Genomic DNA, 16288 nt, shown 5'->3' on the forward strand with positions numbered 1-16288 from the left:
CTAAGGTGCAGTGGCAATACCGTTGCGTACGAAGGCATCGTAGCATGGTGTCAACGTGATGCGGTGATGGCCGGGTGCAAGTGCCGGCTGGTAGAGACCGAGAAGCTTCAGCCGCGCGGTGGTCGGCGGGCATGTCGGATAAAGCGCCAGATCGACGGCAGCTACGGCCTCGTTGACGCGTGGCCCCGGCTGCGGCACGGCCCGGTATGGATCGGCACCGATTGCGATATATTTTGGCGCGTGACGATCCATCAGCCAGGGAAAGGGATTGGTGAAATCGATCGTCATGATCGTCTCGAACCGTACTTTGTTGGCGCTTTCGAACGCCCGGATTGCTGAGACCGCATCATCGGCACTCTGCAGCCATAGCGACTGAAACTCGAAGTCGCTGTAAAGCAGGAAAGATGGCAATTCACCGGCTTCAGCTAAGGCATCATAGGCTGGACGGTAAGCTACGTAGTTGGTCTGCAGGCGCTGTGCCCGCTGGCTCAGGATGTCGCGGATGCTGACAGCGCCCATGCTCTTCAGGTTGTCGTGTTCGAGTGGCCTGTTGTTGACGCTGCCGATCCAGGCGCGCGCTGCCTTTTGCGTGACTGTGGCGACGGGAGGAATGGCGGCGCTGAAAGCAAGAAACGCAACGATGGCAAATGATGCCGACGATCCCTTGTGGCGATAGGTTTCGATGAGAATGGCAAGTAGCAGCGGCCACAGAAAGATGAACGCCTGGCTACCGGTGTTCTGGCTTTCAAACAGCAGGCCGGCTGCAATGAAGCTCCCCATCCACAGAAAGGACTGATCGGCAATCCGGCCGATAGCCCGAAAGCTGGGCTTGGCGACAAAGGCGCGGGTTGCCGCTGAAAATGCGGGAAATTCACTGCCGAGCAGGACAAGGCCGAGCAGGCCGCCGGCCAGGACTACGCTGAAATTGATCGATGCGGCTTGCAGAAGGCGGGGCAACAGGCTGGTGTCGTTGATCACAACCAGCGACAGAATATCGGTGGCGTAGGCTGAAACCGTGCCGGATGTGAGTTCAATAAATCCGATAGCGGCAAAGAAAACGCCGCCGCCAACAAGGGCCGCACGAAGCGGCAGGCGTCCAGTCAGAAAGGCCATCAGGCACAAGACGAGGCCCGCAACCACCCCGGTGACCTTGATGAACAGCAGCGCAAGCATGGCGAACGCCGTCACCGCGGCCAGTGTTTTCCATCCGCGCACGAAGACCAGCGCGGCAGCCAGTACATACAGCAGCTGGCAGATCTGGCGGTTGTAGATGCCGAAACCATCGGAACCCGGATAGGGGTAGAAGTCGCCGGTGTTGAACGGCAGCAGAGAAAAGAACAGGAACGGCAGCAACAAGCCATACGCGATGGCCGGGGAGCGTTTCTGTACGTCCAGGACGACCAGCGCTATCAGGGGCGCCGTTACTGTCATTAACGACCAGCTGGAAAGCAGCAGCGGGTGGCCATTGGGGAAAAGATAAAGCCATCCGGCAAAGAGATAGTAACCGAGGCCACCCACGGGCGCAAAGAAATCGACGGAAGGGATCTGGCCGTCGAAGATACGATTTGCTGCGTCAAGGTAGATGTAATGATCCCAATACATCGGGCCGATCGGCATGGTCACGGTCACCAATAGTGCCAGCGGTAAACAGGCGACAGTCAATGCCAGGACGATTAGGGGCTTCCGTGCGAGTATCGCTCCGATACCGCTTCGCCTGCCCAAAGGCACTGTCTCGCTCAAACCCTGCATTGTCGGTATCATTCCCCGGCCGTCGGAGCCATCAAACGCGGTCATTTCCCGCTTATGACAGGATCGGGTTTTATCGGGGTTAACATGGCGGCTCGCGCAAGAATTATGTTCTGTGCAATATCTTCGCTCTCTTCAACGTTAACACAGGTAAAACTTCGATCGGTGTGCGTACTGCTACGGACGCGGTGACGACTGCAGGAGATCTGTATGTGGGCGATGGCGGCAATCCGTTGGCCCTGGGGCGGGTAGGTTCCATCAATGCGGTAACTGGCAACCCCGGCCTGGATTTGCAGGTTTCGGGCGCATCGAAGATGTTTCTCAGTACGGATGGCCTCAACTACGGTCAGGTAATGACCTCTGGGGCCTATGACCTCCTCCTGGGGACGAACGCTGCCGAGAAGTTTCGCATCAAAAATGCGCCGGGCAATGGCCTCGGTCTGAAGATGGGCGTGCCAGCAAACTCCTACGCAAATGATGCAGCAGCGGCAGCAGCCAGCGTTGCTGTGGGTGAATTCTATCGAAATGGATCAGCAATCCAGCAAAGAGTGGCATAAGGAGCCAATATGAAAACCATCTCTTTCCCCTCGGACAAATCCGACGAATTTAAGGGGATGCTAAAATCACTAGTTGTCGCTTCTCCTGACCACGGTTATTCGATCGATCAGGTCAGAACCGGTATCAAGGTGTTGGATGTGATCGAGGCGGCAGATCACGCTCTTACATTAGAGGACGCTGAATGCGGCTTTGTCACTTGGCGCGTTGGCGAGGTGAAGTGGCGACTTATTTCGAATGAAATCATTGCCTTCGTGGATGCAGTCAACAACCCTACCTAGCCATTCCCTGCGGGCCAGAGAGGGCGGCGGCGAAGAAATTTCCTCGAAGAAGGGTTAGGTAAGAATAAAACCTCTATCAGGAGCTTGACCGATATTTACACTACATGCGAGGGTTATCCAAGTTTGCAACTTATGGGGGGGATTCAACTTGCAGCCGTGTTTTTCGTGGGAAGGGGAGGACATTGTTGCCAATAAAATCCTCATGGACACATTCGGGATCGAAACCGGATATTACCTTGACGTCGGGGCTCATCACCCTTTCAACCTTTCAAATACAGCATACTTTTACCGGAAGGGCTGGCGCGGCCTGAACGTTGATGCGATGCCGGGTGCGATGGACGAATTCCATGCACTTCGCCCCGAGGATACGAATATCGAAGCTGGCGTTTCCGACGAGCCGGGAAGCCTGCTGTTCTCGATCTTCACTGACCCGGGCCTGAATGGTTTCCTCAGTGAAAAGGATGTGCAGCACCACCTCAACAATGGACAAGTGCTCGTAGAGCAAAAGACGATTGAGTGTCGCACCGTCAATGACATCATCGAGACCCATGCCAAGCAGCCGATTGATCTGATGAGCATCGACGTGGAAGGTCTGGATTATCGGATCATCCGAAGCATGGCGGAGAAACATCGGCCGAAAATGATCATCACAGAAACGCTCGGCTATCCCGATGTCGTGAGTGTTCTTTCCAGTCCAATCTATGGATTGATGACAGCGAGGGACTACGCGTTCGTGTCCCGGTTGGACTTCTCTTGCATCTTTATCGATAGGCGCGCGCTCCGCCGGTAACGGGGAGCATTTCGCTTTACGCGGCCCGCACTTGACGCAACCCGAAAGGCTCTAGGCTTCAGCATCGACCATGCTGGAGCTTTTTTATGTCCGACCGCTTTGAAATCTGCCAGTCCATCACCGGCGCCTGGGAGGGCGGATGGAGCAATCACAAGGCCGACCCGGGCGGCAAGACGATGTACGGCGTCACAGAAACCCGCTGGCACGAGTACCAGGACAAGATGGGGTGGAAACGTACCCCTGTCCGTCTGATCACGCGCGACCAGGCGCTGAAATTTTACCGCTCCGAATTCTAGGACAAGATCAACGGCGATCAGCTTTTTCCCGGTGTGGATCTCTCCACTCATGATGCGTCGGTGAATTCCGGCGTTTCGCGCGGTCTCAAATGGCTGAAGGCCGCGTCTGGCAGTAACGATCATTCTGTCACAGTGAAAAAGATCTGCCGGGCGCGTCTCTCGTTCATGCAGTCTTTGAAGATCTGGAAAACCTTCGGCAAAGGCTGGGGCCGCCGCGTGGCGGATATTGAGGTTCGGGGCGTTGCCATGGCGCTTGCGGCGATGGGTGCCACACCCGGCCGGATCCAGGCTGATGCGAGGAGCGAAGCGGCAGCGGCGAAGACAGCGGCGGGATCGGCCGACAGGGCCGCAAAGACGACTGCGACAGGTGCCGCAGGATCCGCCGGCGCGCCCGTCATCGATCCCTCGGCTGTCGATGCCTCGGCGCTCTGGGTCCTCGGCGGCCTGGCGGTGGTGCTGGCGATCGCCGCCGTGTTGCTCGTCATTCGCCAAAGGGCTGCGACGGCCCGGGCCGAAGCATACGCGGGAGTGGCCGCATGAGCGCGATCCTCACATCCATTCTGATCGACGTTGCCGCAAAAGTCGGCGCACCGCTCGTTAAGCGGATTCTGCAGGAGAAAGTCGGCGGCGTTGCCGGCGATCTCGGCGGAACGGTGATCGACGCGATCGCGACAAGGGCGGGCGTTCCTCCGGAGGAATTGCCAAGTTTGCCTGCTCCGCGGATTGAGGCGGCCGTGGCGGCCGTGGAGGCGGAGACGCCGGAGCTGGTCCTGGCCTATAACGACCGGCAGCGGATGGCCAACGAGCTGATGCTTGCCGAAATGAACAAGGAGACCGGCTTTGGCTGGCTTTCCCGCTCGCGAACCTCTCCGTTGCGATCGGTGTGCATTTGCAGATGGCTTTCGCGCCATTTGTTTTCGTCGGCGAGCAGATCAGCGAGCGCCTTGGTCACCGATACCGAAAGAGCGGTGATCGCCTGGGCATTGCCCTCGATGCCGCGATCGGTGGCCTCCATGTAGCCGCCGCCTTTCCAGATCAAGCCTAGCGCACCAGCCACCAGCAGGCAGGTGTTGATCAGCGAACCGAACTCCTTCACGTATCCCAAAGCACGATTAGGCTCAGCCATCTTTTTTCACCGCCCGGATAACCGTGTTGCCGCCCATATAGAGGCCGGAATAGGTCATGAAGATCGTGAGGAAGGTAGGCATATCGATCCCCAGATCAACGGGCACCCGGCTACCCAGGGCCGCTAGCGTCGCGTTCACCAGCGGCCGCAAGACGACGTACCAGGCTACACAGGCAAGCATCAACCACATGCCGGCCGGACGCCAAGGGGCCATTAACGCCCGCCTGGTGGCGATCGAGCAAAATGCAGAGGCGGACGGCCGTAAGGTCGATAACGCGATCTACCGCGTCCAGGTGCTCGAACAGGGGCGTGTCGGCGACAGTGCGGCGATCCGCGAAGTCCAGAAGTCGGTCACCGATCTTGCTGGCGACATGAAGGTGGTGCGGGAATTGCTGCAGCGCCAGTCCAACAACGCGACAAGGGAGACACGTTGATGCCCGTCAAGTCATTTACTGCTGATGCCGAATGGAATGTTGGATTGCAAGGGCAGACGGATGCGGGGTACCGCACGTTGTCCTACTCTGGCAGCCTTGGCGGCGGAACGCTGCAGATCCTTTCGCAAGTTTCCGACGGAGATAAAACCGCTCTTCCGGACACGAAATTGACTGTCGCCAAGGTCGATAGCAATGGCGATATTATTCGCCAACTCGTGTTCAGGACATCGGGTAATATCTTCGTCACGCTCACTGGATCGACAGCGCCGACAGCCAAAGTCAGCGTACAGTGACAGGCACCGCTCGCCAACGCAGGTAGGCGCCAACGCAAGTCATGACATTTTGCTAACTATTTGTTTTTACTTGTTTTGGTAAGAACTTCCTGTTATGTAGCGGGCGGAATCGTGCCGGTTTCGAAACTGGCAGCCACCAAAGCGGGAGAACGTGAATGAAGCGCACATGCCTGGCGATTGTCTTGGCGGCGGGAGAAAGCACCCGGATGAAGTCGTCCATGTCGAAGGTGCTGCACCCGGTCGCCGGCCGGCCGATGATTGCGCATGTGGTGGAATCTCTGGTCAACGCTTCGATTTCCTCCGTGGCGCTTGTCCTTGGCCGTGATGCCGAAGCGGTTCAAGCCGCTGCCGCCCGCAACGATATCGACACGGCAGCATTTCTCCAGACCGAACGCCTCGGGACGGGCCATGCCGTTCTTGCGGCAAAGGAAGCCATCGCGAAGGGCTATGACGATATTCTCGTCGTGTTCGGCGATACCCCTCTGATCACGGCGGCGCCGCTTCTGGCCGCACGTCAGGGGCTGGCCGACGGCAACGATGTTGTCGTAATAGGCTTTCAGACCGCTGATCCCACCGGTTACGGCAGGCTCATCGTCGAGGATGGCGCGCTTGTGGCGATCCGCGAGCAGAAGGATGCGAGCGAGGACGAACGAAAGATCACCTATTGCAACGGTGGCCTGATGGCGATCAACGGTGCCAAGGCGCTGGAATTGCTTGGTAAGATCGGCAATGCCAATGCCAAGGGCGAATACTACCTCACCGATATCGTCGAAATCGTTCGCGCCAAAGGCGGCAAGGCAATCGCCGTTGAGGCACCGGAGACGGAACTGACCGGCTGTAACAACCGGGCGGAACTGGCCGCGATCGAGGCTATCTGGCAGAAACGCCGCCGTCACGAGATGATGGTCTCCGGTGTTTCGATGATCGCGCCGGAAACCGTTTTCCTGGCCTTTGATACGCAAATTGCACAGGATGTCCTGATCGAGCCGAACGTCGTCTTCGGTCCGGGCGTCACCATTGAAAGTGGCGCTGTGATCCATGCTTTCTCGCATCTCGAAGGTGCGCATGTCGGAGCAGAGGCAGCCGTCGGTCCCTACGCGCGGCTGCGCCCGGGCGCCAATCTCGGCCCGGATTCGAAGGTCGGCAATTTCTGCGAGGTGAAGAAGGCCGAGATCGGCGCCGGGGCCAAGGTCAATCATCTGACTTATATCGGCGACGCATTCGTCGGCGAGAAAACCAATATCGGCGCAGGCACGATCACCTGCAACTATGATGGCGTCAACAAGCACATCACCCGCATCGGTGCGAACGCCTTTATCGGCTCGAATTCGTCGCTGGTGGCGCCGGTATCGGTGGGGGATGGCGCACTTGTTGCTTCTGGCAGCGTCATTACCGAAGATGTACCCTCGGACGCGGTCGCTTTCGGGCGCGCGCGCCAGGAGATCAAGCCTGGGCGGGCGAAAATCCTGCGTGAGCGCTATCAGGCGGAAAAGGCTGCCAAAAAGAAGTAGCCTGCCGTCGCGCCACGGTTAAAGCCTGAAACCGAAAGTGAGGTTCGGGCCGATTGCGCATTTTTGGAAATTCGATACCAAGGCGGCATCTGAAGAATGAATTTGGATCGGCGTCACGCCTGTCCCGGTCTCACGAAAAAATTGCGGAGAAGAGATATATGTGCGGCATCGTCGGTATCGTTGGAAACCAGCCCGTCTCCGAGCGTCTTGTCGATGCGCTGAAGCGGCTCGAATATCGCGGTTATGATTCCGCCGGCGTCGCGACGATCCATGACGGTGTGCTCGAGCGCCGCCGTGCCGAAGGCAAGCTGGTCAACCTTGAAACCAGGCTGCGCGGCGAGCCGCTGGCCGGCCAGACCGGCATTGCCCACACACGATGGGCAACGCATGGCGCCCCCACAGAAAACAATGCCCATCCGCATTTCACTGACGGCGTGGCTGTCGTCCATAATGGCATCATCGAGAATTTTTCCGAATTGAAGGACGAGCTTGCCGCTGCCGGCGCGACCTTCAAGACGCAAACCGACACCGAGGTCGTCGCACAATTGCTGGCGAAGCTGATCCGCGACGGCATGAGCCACAGGGACGCCATGCAGGCGATGCTGCGACGTGTGACTGGCGCCTATGCTCTGGCCGTCATCTTTCAGGATGCGCCGGACACGATTATGGCCGCCCGCAGCGGCCCGCCGCTTGCTGTCGGTTTCGGCAAGGGTGAAATGTTCCTCGGTTCCGACGCCATAGCGCTGTCGCCGTTCACCAACGAAATCACCTATCTGATCGATGGCGATTGGGCCGTCCTGACAGCTACCAGTATCGAAATCCTTGATCACAGCGGTAATCCGGTGTCGCGTCCGCGTCAGGTGTCGGTTGCCGCGGCCTATATGGTCGACAAGGGCAATCACCGGCATTTCATGGAAAAAGAAATCTACGAGCAGCCCGAGGTGATTTCGCACGCGCTCGGTCACTACGTCGATTTCATTGAGAACAAGGTCAATCCGATCGCCGCCGCGATCGATTTTGCCAAGGTGCCGAGCCTTGCCATCTCGGCTTGCGGCACCGCCTATCTCGCCGGCCTGGTCGGCAAATACTGGTTCGAACGTTATGCCCGCCTGCCGGTCGAAATCGACGTGGCTTCGGAATTCCGTTACCGCGATATCCCGCTGTCGCCGCAATCGGCGGCACTCTTCATCTCCCAGTCCGGCGAAACTGCCGACACGCTGGCTTCGCTGCGCTATTGCAAGGAAAACGGCCTGAAGATCGGCGCCGTCGTCAACGTCAAGGAATCGACCATCGCGCGGGAATCCGACGCGATCTTCCCGATCATGGCCGGCCCGGAAATCGGTGTTGCCTCGACCAAAGCCTTTACCTGCCAGCTGTCCGTGCTCGCAGCTCTTGCCATCGGCGCCGGTCGGGCGCGCGGAACGGTCTCTGAGGCCGAGGAAAAGGTCCTCGTCCGCAGCCTGGCCGAAATGCCGCGCATCATGGGCAAGGTGCTTAACAGCATCCAGCCGACGATCGAAAGCCTGTCGCGCGAATTGTCGAAGTGCAAGGACGTGCTCTATCTCGGCCGCGGCACCAGCTATCCGCTGGCGATGGAAGGCGCGCTGAAGCTCAAGGAAATTTCCTACATTCACGCCGAGGGCTATGCGGCAGGTGAGTTGAAACATGGCCCGATCGCGCTGATCGATGAGAATATGCCGGTTATCGTCATCGCGCCGCATGACCGCTTCTTCGAAAAGACGGTGTCGAACATGCAGGAAGTCGCCGCACGCGGCGGCCGCATCATCTTCATCACCGACGAGAAGGGCGCCGCCGCCTCCAAGCTCGAGACGATGAGCACGATCGTGCTGCCGAATGTCGATGAAATCATCGCACCAATGATCTTCTCGCTGCCGATCCAGCTGCTAGCCTATCATACGGCCGTCTTCATGGGCACCGACGTCGATCAGCCGCGCAATCTGGCCAAATCGGTCACGGTGGAATGATCATACGGCCAGAAAGTCCGACTGATATCCCAGCCATCCGTGATGTTACGATCGCGGCCTTCAGGGATCATCCGCACAGCGACCAGACAGAACACCTGATCGTTGATCGCTTGCGCCAGGCGGGTGCTTTGAGCATTTCGCTGGTGGCAGTGGTGGATGACGAAATTGTCGGCCATATCGCCTTTTCGCCGGTCGAACTGTCCGATGGTTCGAAGGGCTGGTTCGGGCTCGGTCCGGTATCGGTCGTGCCTCAATACCAGGGGCGGGGCATCGGAGGCGCCCTGATCCGCCAAGGGCTGGACATGTTGCGAGATCAGGGAGCGGCCGGCTGCGTCGTCATGGGCGATCCGGATTTATACCGGAAATTTGAGTTCCGTAACGATCCTCGGTTTGTCCTCAAGGATTGTGCGCCGCAATATTTCTTGGTGCAGCCCTTGTCCTCACGTCAGGCGTCCGGCACAGTAAACTATAACGCGGCATTTTACGCTGGCGGCGATGGGCAAGACGGAGTGGCATGACAGACAAACCGGCACGTGGGTTTTTCGCCACGCGGTTGAGGAATTATTTCCTGACCGGTCTGATCATCTGTGCGCCGCTCGCGATTACTGCCTGGATCACCTGGTCGTTCATTCTCTGGGCCGATAGCTGGGTCAAACCCTACCTGCCATTCGATTATAACCCGGACAATTTTCTGCCGTATCCGGTGCCCGGCTTTGGCTTGCTGACAGCATTGATGCTGATAACGCTGGTCGGCTTCTTCACCGCCAACCTCATTGGCCGCAGCGTCGTTGGTTTCGGTGAATCACTGCTTGTCCGCACGCCGCTGGTCCGCTCGATCTACAAGGGCCTGAAGCAGATTTTCCAGACGGTGCTGCAGGATCAGTCGAATTCCTTCAAGAAGGCAGGGCTGATCGAATATCCAAGCCCTGGTCTCTGGGCGCTGGTGTTCATTGCGACGGATGCCAAGGGCGAGATAGCGGTGAAATTTACCGAACGCGGCCTCGACATGGTTGCCGTCTTCCTGCCACCGACGCCGGTACCAACCGCCGGATTCCTGATTTTCGTACCGCGTGAAAAAATTGTGCCGCTCGATATGAGCCCGGAAGATGCTGCCAAGCTGCTTCTGTCGGGTGGGTTGGTCTCGCCCGAATATCTGCCGAAAACTCTGGCAGTCCCGCAGCAGGAAACACCCGCAAAACGCGGCAAGACGCTTAGCCGGCCCTGAGAAAACGGATCGCTTCGTCGCGGCGATGCAGATAGAGCAGAGTTCGCAATGCTTCACCCCGTTCAGTCGTCAGGTCGGGATCCCGCTCGATGACATACGCGGCATCCTTGCGGGCAATTTCCAACAGATCGCCATGCGCTTCCAGGCTGGCGATGCGGAAACCCGGTGTTCCGGACTGCCGCGTGCCAAGCAATTCACCTTCGCCGCGCAGTTTCAGATCCTCTTCGGCGATCAGGAAACCGTCTTCTGTTTCCCGTAGAATCGACAGGCGTGCGCGGCCGTTCTCACTGAGTGGTCCCTTGTAGAGCAGGATGCAGGTCGAGGCTTCATCACCGCGTCCGACACGGCCGCGCAGCTGATGCAACTGAGCCAGCCCGAACCGTTCCGCATGCTCGATCACCATGATCGTTGCGTCCGGCACATCGACCCCGACCTCGACGACAGTGGTGGCAACAAGAAGCCGGATCTCGCCATTCTTGAAGGCGAGCATCACCGCATCCTTTTCCGCGCCGTTCATGCGTCCATGCACGAGGCCGACATTCGGGCCGAACTGCTTGTCGAGGCTCTGGAAGCGCTCATCGGCAGACATCAGGTCGGAAGCTTCCGATTCCTCGACCAGCGGGCATATCCAGTAGGCTTTCTTGCCTTCGGCCAGCGCGGTGCGCAACCGGTCGACGATTTCACCGGTGCGTTCGGTCGATACCGTCACGGTCTGGATCGGCTTTCGCCCCGCCGGCTTTTCGGTAAGTTTCGAGACGTTCATGTCGCCGAATGCGGCGAGAACCAGCGTGCGTGGGATGGGAGTTGCTGTCATGACCAGCATATGCGGGGAAATGCCCTTGGCCGTCAGCCGCAGGCGCTGGTGCACACCGAAGCGGTGTTGTTCATCGACGACCGCAAGCAGAAGATTGTTATAGACGACGGTGTCCTGGAACAGCGCATGCGTGCCGATGACAATCTGCGTTTCGCCGGATGCGATGCGTTCCAGAATGGCGTCGCGCTCGCGGCCCTTGGTGCGGCCGGTCAGGACGTCGATGGTTACACCGGCAGGTGCCGCCATCTTCGACAGTGTTGCAAAATGCTGGCGTGCGAGAATTTCGGTCGGTGCCATCAGCACGGCCTGACCGCCAGCCTCGACGGCAGCTAGCATCGACATCAGCGCCACCGCGGTTTTTCCAGAGCCGACGTCGCCTTGCAGCAGCCGCAGCATGCGTTCTGTGCCCGCTATGTCCTTCAGCACTTCGCCGATTGCTGTCTCCTGGCTGCCGGTCAGCGAAAACGGCAGGGCTGCAAGCACCGGCTTGCTGAGTTTTCCCGTTGCGTGAACCGGTATTCCGGCAACCTTGCGCAGCCGCTGACGCACCAGCGACAGCGAGAGCTGTCCGGCGAGGAATTCGTCATAGGCAAGCCGCCGGCGGGCGGGCGCCTGTGGATCGAGATCGGTGCCATCGCGCGGATCGTGCAAGGCGAGGAAACAATCACGCGCAGACTGAAAGCCCTGTTTCTGCATCAGGGCTTCTTCAATCCATTCTGGAAAGTCCGGAATGCGAGGCAGGGCCGCCTCGATCGCCTTGCGCAGAATACGGGCAGATAAGCCTGCGGTCATCGGATAGACGGGCTCGACCAGCGGCAGGTTTTCAGCCTCCGTTGCCCGCACCATGTAATCCGGATGAACCATCGATGGACGACCATTGAACCAATCGACCTTGCCACTGACGGTGATGGTCTCGTCCACCGGCAGCGCCTTTTCCAGCCAGTTTCCCTTGACCCGGAAGAAGGTCAGCGCCAGTTCGCCGGTATCATCATGAAGGAAGACGCGGTAGGGCTGGCTGGTGCGCGGCGGTGGTGGCTGATGCCGATCAACCCGGCCGGTAATGGTGACGATGACGCCTTGGGGGGCGCGCGCAATACCGGGCTGATGACGCCGGTCGATCAATGAATGCGGGGCGTGAAAGACAAGGTCGATCACCCGGCAATCGTCAATACTTTCTCGGCCAAGCAGCCGCGCATAGAGTTCGCCGGCTTTCGGGCCGATGCCGGGAAGCGAGTTGAGCGGAGCAAAAAGCGGATCGAGAAGGGCAGGGCGCATGCGGGGCAGACTGAAACTAGGATTAGGTCTTTGGCAAGGCTGACATTTATCTTTTCAGCGTTTATAGAGCCATAGCGAAACGCCGCCTTTCGCGAAGCGGTGGCAGGAAGGACTTTTCATGACCGGCATCACACGCACCAGCGCCGATCTCGATCCGCGCCGCAAACGGATTCTTTTCCGCGCCTGGCACCGGGGAGTGCGCGAGATGGATCTGGTTTTCGGACAGTTCGCCGATAATGAGCTTGCTGATCTGGCAGAGACCGAGCTCGACGAGCTCGAAACGATCATGGGCGAAGAGGACACCGACTTGCTCAAGTGGGTGCTTGGATCGCAGCCGGTACCGGAGCGCTATCGCACGCCATTGTTCAATCGGATCGTGTCCTATCGCCCCGATTTTGATGTGCTGCTTGCCGACAAGGACAAAAACGCCTGATGATCGCCGGTTTTGACCCCAAGAAAGTTGCCCGCGCCACCCGCGAGCTGACCATCGGCCCGGTTCCGGCCGGGGTGGAACCGCTGATCCTTGCCGAGCTTGCCCGCGCCAATGGCCCGGTCGCCTATATTCTGTCTGACGGTCAGCGCATCGCCGATGTCGAGCAGATGCTGGGTTTCGCCGCCCCTGATATTCCCGTCTTGACCCTGCCGGGTTGGGACTGCCTGCCCTATGACCGCGTGTCCCCCAGTGCCGACACGTCAGCGCGGCGCCTGGCAACGCTGAGCGGCCTGATCGCGCACGCGAAAAAACCGCATCCGGCCATCGTGCTCGTCACTGTCAATGCTGCCCTGCAGAAGATGGCGCCGCAGGATATCATCGAAAATCTCGCCTTTTCGGCGCGCCCGGGTGCGATTATCCGCATGGACGATATCGCCGCCCGGCTTGGCCGCAATGGCTTCGAGCGCGTCGCCACGGTTCGCGAGGTCGGCGAATATGCGGTGCGCGGCGGCATTCTCGATGTCTTCGTCCCCGGCAATGATGAGCCGGTGCGGTTGGATTTCTTTGGCGATACCCTGGAAAGCATCCGCTCGTTCGATCCGGCCAGCCAGCGCACCACCGGCAAGGCGCGTTCGCTCGATCTCAACCCGATGAGCGAGGTATCGCTGACGCCGGAAACGATCAGCCATTTCCGCACGCAGTACCTGTCGATGTTCGGCGCGGCCACCCGCGATGACGCGCTTTATCTGGCGGTTTCCGAAGGCCGCCGTTATGCCGGCATGGAACATTGGTTGCCATTGTTCTACGACACGCTCGATACCGTGTTCGATTATCTCGCTGGCTTCCATATCGTCACCGATCATGTTGTTCGCGAAGCCGCTGCCGAGCGGTCCAAGCTGGTTCAGGATTATTACGAGGCCCGCCAGTCGTCGGCCTCGCCGGGAAAATCGCAGATTTCGCAGGGCACGCCCTACAAGCCGGTGCCGCCGGAGATGCTGTATCTCAGTGCCGAGGCGTTCAATGCCGCCTTGGTGTCGCGCAATGCGGTGCGTCTGTCGCCGTTCAGCGAACACGAAGGCGAAGCGCGCCAGGTGATCACCGTCGACGCACGTCTCGGCGTCCGCTGGGCGAAAAACGCCACGGAATCGACCAGCGACGCCGAGCGCGTCAACGTCTTCGATCAGGCCGTCAAATATATCGCCGACCGTCGCGCCAAGGGCGCCAGGGTGCTGATATCAGCGTGGTCGGAGGGATCGCTTGACCGTCTGTTGCAGGTGCTGGCCGAACACGGTCTTGCCAATATCAAGCCGGTCAAGGCGCTGTCCGAAGTCAACAGCCTGAAACCCGGAGAAGCCGCATCCGCTGTCCTCAGTCTCGAAAGCGGCTTTGAAACGGGCAATCTGGTTGTCATCGGCGAGCAGGATATCCTCGGCGACCGCATGGTGCGCCGCTCGAAGCGCCGCAAGCGCGGTGCCGATTTCATCGCGGAAGTGGCTGGTCTGGATGAGGGCAGCATTGTCGTGCACGCCGAACATGGCATCGGCCGGTTTATCGGCCTGCGCACCATTGAGGCCGCCGGTGCCCCGCATGCCTGTCTTGAGCTGGTCTATGCCGATGAAGCAAAACTGTTCCTACCGGTCGAAAACATCGAGCTTCTGTCGCGCTATGGCTCGGAAGGCAGCGATGCTGTCCTCGACAAGCTCGGCGGTGTCGCCTGGCAGGCGCGCAAGGCCAAGCTGAAAAAACGCCTGCTCGACATGGCCGGCGGTCTGATCCGCATTGCTGCCGAACGTCTGACACGGCATGCGCCGGTACTGACGACGCCGGAAGGGCTGTACGACGAGTTCGCGGCACGCTTCCCGTATGATGAAACCGAAGACCAGATGACGTCGATCGAATCCGTTCGCGACGATCTTGGTGCTGGCCGTCCAATGGACCGGCTCGTTTGCGGCGACGTCGGCTTCGGCAAGACCGAGGTGGCACTGCGAGCCGCCTTCATCGCCGCCATGAACGGCGTCCAGGTGGCCGTTGTCGTGCCGACGACGTTACTTGCCCGCCAGCATTTCAAGTCGTTTACCGAGCGTTTTCGCGGACTGCCGGTGCGCATTGCTCAGGCCTCGCGCCTTGTCGGCTCCAAGGAACTGGCGCTGACCAAGAAGGAAGTGGCAGACGGCAAGACCGATATTGTCGTCGGCACGCATGCGCTGCTCGGCGCTTCGATCAACTTTGCCAATCTCGGCCTGTTGATCATCGACGAGGAGCAGCATTTTGGCGTCAAGCACAAGGAACGGCTGAAAGAGCTGAAATCCGACGTGCACGTGCTGACGCTGTCGGCAACGCCGATCCCGCGCACGCTGCAACTGGCACTGACGGGCGTTCGTGAACTGTCGCTGATCACCACGGCGCCGGTCGACCGCATGGCGGTTCGCACGTTCATCTCGCCGTTCGATGCCCTGGTGATCCGCGAAACTCTGATGCGCGAGCACTATCGCGGCGGCCAGAGTTTTTATGTCTGCCCAAGATTGGCCGATCTGTCGGAAATTCACGACTTCCTCAAGTCGGATGTGCCGGAACTGAAGGTCGCCGTCGCCCATGGCCAGATGCCTGCGACCGAACTCGAGGACATCATGAACGCCTTCTATGAAGGCCGCTACGATGTTCTCCTGTCGACGACAATCGTCGAATCCGGCCTTGACGTGCCGACGGCCAATACGCTGATCGTGCACCGCGCTGATATGTTCGGCCTGGCGCAGCTCTATCAGCTCCGCGGCCGCGTTGGCCGTTCCAAGGTCCGTGCCTTTGCGCTGTTCACGTTGCCGGTCAACCGGACGCTGACCGGCATGGCGGAGCGCCGCCTCAAGGTGTTGCAGTCTCTAGATACGCTGGGGGCAGGTTTCCAGCTGGCAAGCCACGACCTCGATATCCGCGGTGCAGGAAATCTGTTGGGTGACGAGCAGTCGGGCCATATCAAGGAGGTCGGCTTCGAGCTTTACCAGCAGATGCTGGAAGAGGCGGTGGCCGAGCTGAAGGGTGACGAAGAGATCGCCGATAGCGGCTGGTCGCCGCAGATTTCCGTTGGCACGCCGGTAATGATCCCCGACGAGTATGTGCCGGACCTGCATCTGCGCCTTGGCCTTTACCGCCGCCTCGGCGAAATTACCGAGCTTTCCGATATTGATGCGTTTGGCGCGGAATTGATTGACCGGTTCGGTCCGCTGCCGCTGGAAGTCCAGCATCTGTTGAAGATCGTCTATATCAAGTCGCTCTGCCGCACCGCCAATGTCGAAAAACTCGATGCCGGCCCGAAGGGGGTCGTCGTGCAGTTCCGCAATCGCGAATTCCCCAATCCGGGCGCGTTGGTGGGCTACATTGCCAAGCAGGGCATCATGGCCAAGATCCGCCCGGATCACAGCATCTTCTTCCAGCGTGATTTCCCAACGCCGGAAAAGCGGCTGGCAGGCTCAGCGGTCGTGATGACGCAGCTGGCCGGTCTGGCAAAAAGCTGATCGCAAACAAAAAGCCGC

At 59.4% G+C, this 16288-nt stretch carries 17 protein-coding genes; 14 read left to right on the forward strand and 3 right to left on the reverse strand.

Going from position 1 to position 16288, the window contains the following annotated elements; all coding sequences use genetic code 11:
- Positions 1-1629, reverse strand: a complete 1629-nt coding sequence (locus tag ACSQ3J_RS20445; protein WP_244489844.1) for a hypothetical protein — start codon at positions 1627-1629, stop codon at positions 1-3.
- Between the two features lie 329 nt (positions 1630-1958).
- On the opposite strand from ACSQ3J_RS20445, the gene ACSQ3J_RS20450 reads away from it, so the two are divergent.
- From ACSQ3J_RS20450 to ACSQ3J_RS20475, 6 genes are all read left to right on the forward strand, one after another.
- A complete protein-coding gene (locus ACSQ3J_RS20450) occupies positions 1959-2303 on the forward strand; it encodes a hypothetical protein (RefSeq protein WP_060505378.1) in 345 nt (114 codons plus the stop codon).
- A 9-nt stretch (positions 2304-2312) separates the two neighbouring features.
- Entirely contained in the window at positions 2313-2582 is a 270-nt protein-coding gene (locus tag ACSQ3J_RS20455; protein ID WP_060505379.1) for a hypothetical protein, read from the forward strand.
- Between the two features lie 202 nt (positions 2583-2784).
- Positions 2785-3372, forward strand: a complete 588-nt coding sequence (locus tag ACSQ3J_RS20460) for an FkbM family methyltransferase (RefSeq protein WP_060505380.1) — start codon at positions 2785-2787, stop codon at positions 3370-3372.
- Between the two features lie 86 nt (positions 3373-3458).
- On the forward strand, positions 3459-3668 hold the full coding sequence (locus ACSQ3J_RS20465) for a glycosyl hydrolase 108 family protein (RefSeq protein ID WP_060505381.1): 210 nt from the start codon (positions 3459-3461) through the stop codon (positions 3666-3668).
- 60 nt (positions 3669-3728) lie between these two features.
- On the forward strand, positions 3729-4208 hold the full coding sequence (locus tag ACSQ3J_RS20470) for a hypothetical protein (protein WP_060641736.1): 480 nt from the start codon (positions 3729-3731) through the stop codon (positions 4206-4208).
- Complete coding sequence (locus tag ACSQ3J_RS20475; protein ID WP_436040008.1) at positions 4205-4687, forward strand: hypothetical protein; 483 nt, start codon at positions 4205-4207, stop codon at positions 4685-4687. The genes ACSQ3J_RS20470 and ACSQ3J_RS20475 overlap by 4 nt, the downstream gene beginning before the upstream one ends.
- A gap of 99 nt (positions 4688-4786) precedes the next feature.
- On the opposite strand, the gene ACSQ3J_RS20480 is transcribed toward ACSQ3J_RS20475, so the two are convergent.
- Positions 4787-4975: a hypothetical protein gene (locus ACSQ3J_RS20480; protein ID WP_436040009.1), complete on the reverse strand. Its 189-nt coding sequence runs from the start codon at positions 4973-4975 to the stop codon at positions 4787-4789.
- Between the two features lie 7 nt (positions 4976-4982).
- Between ACSQ3J_RS20480 and ACSQ3J_RS20485 the strand changes: the two genes are divergently transcribed.
- The 6 genes from ACSQ3J_RS20485 to ACSQ3J_RS20510 all read left to right on the forward strand — a co-directional run bounded on the left by ACSQ3J_RS20485 (position 4983) and on the right by ACSQ3J_RS20510 (position 10242).
- Entirely contained in the window at positions 4983-5228 is a 246-nt protein-coding gene (locus tag ACSQ3J_RS20485; protein WP_436040010.1) for a hypothetical protein, read from the forward strand.
- Entirely contained in the window at positions 5228-5521 is a 294-nt protein-coding gene (locus ACSQ3J_RS20490; protein WP_060505385.1) for a hypothetical protein, read from the forward strand. The genes ACSQ3J_RS20485 and ACSQ3J_RS20490 overlap by 1 nt, the downstream gene beginning before the upstream one ends.
- 155 nt (positions 5522-5676) lie before the next feature.
- Positions 5677-7032 (forward strand): bifunctional UDP-N-acetylglucosamine diphosphorylase/glucosamine-1-phosphate N-acetyltransferase GlmU, encoded by a 1356-nt coding sequence (glmU, locus tag ACSQ3J_RS20495; RefSeq protein WP_060505386.1) that lies wholly within the window; start codon positions 5677-5679, stop codon positions 7030-7032.
- Positions 7033-7190: 158 nt separating this feature from the next.
- Positions 7191-9017 (forward strand): glutamine--fructose-6-phosphate transaminase (isomerizing), encoded by a 1827-nt coding sequence (gene glmS, locus ACSQ3J_RS20500; protein ID WP_060505387.1) that lies wholly within the window; start codon positions 7191-7193, stop codon positions 9015-9017.
- A complete protein-coding gene (locus tag ACSQ3J_RS20505) occupies positions 9014-9535 on the forward strand; it encodes a GNAT family N-acetyltransferase (RefSeq protein WP_060505388.1) in 522 nt (173 codons plus the stop codon). The genes glmS and ACSQ3J_RS20505 overlap by 4 nt, the downstream gene beginning before the upstream one ends.
- Complete coding sequence (locus ACSQ3J_RS20510; protein WP_060505389.1) at positions 9532-10242, forward strand: DUF502 domain-containing protein; 711 nt, start codon at positions 9532-9534, stop codon at positions 10240-10242. Before ACSQ3J_RS20505 ends, ACSQ3J_RS20510 begins: the two co-directional genes overlap by 4 nt.
- Here the strand turns inward: ACSQ3J_RS20510 and recG are convergent.
- Positions 10229-12331 carry an ATP-dependent DNA helicase RecG gene (gene recG, locus ACSQ3J_RS20515; RefSeq protein ID WP_436040013.1) on the reverse strand — a complete coding sequence of 701 codons (2103 nt, stop codon included), beginning with the start codon at positions 12329-12331 and terminating at the stop codon, positions 10229-10231. The two genes, ACSQ3J_RS20510 and recG, sit on opposite strands and share 14 nt — an antisense overlap.
- A 118-nt stretch (positions 12332-12449) precedes the next feature.
- On the opposite strand from recG, the gene ACSQ3J_RS20520 reads away from it, so the two are divergent.
- Together ACSQ3J_RS20520 and mfd are read left to right on the forward strand one after the other, a co-directional pair.
- A complete protein-coding gene (locus tag ACSQ3J_RS20520) occupies positions 12450-12764 on the forward strand; it encodes a succinate dehydrogenase assembly factor 2 (protein ID WP_060505391.1) in 315 nt (104 codons plus the stop codon).
- The gene (mfd, locus tag ACSQ3J_RS20525) at positions 12764-16270 is read left to right on the forward strand and encodes a transcription-repair coupling factor (RefSeq protein ID WP_436040015.1); all 3507 of its coding nucleotides are present in this window, start codon (positions 12764-12766) and stop codon (positions 16268-16270) included. The genes ACSQ3J_RS20520 and mfd overlap by 1 nt, the downstream gene beginning before the upstream one ends.
- Positions 16271-16288: the final 18 nt, after the last annotated feature.

The sequence above is a fragment of the Rhizobium sp. LjRoot98 genome (genome assembly GCF_964252935.1).
Lineage (GTDB): Bacteria > Pseudomonadota > Alphaproteobacteria > Rhizobiales > Rhizobiaceae > Pararhizobium.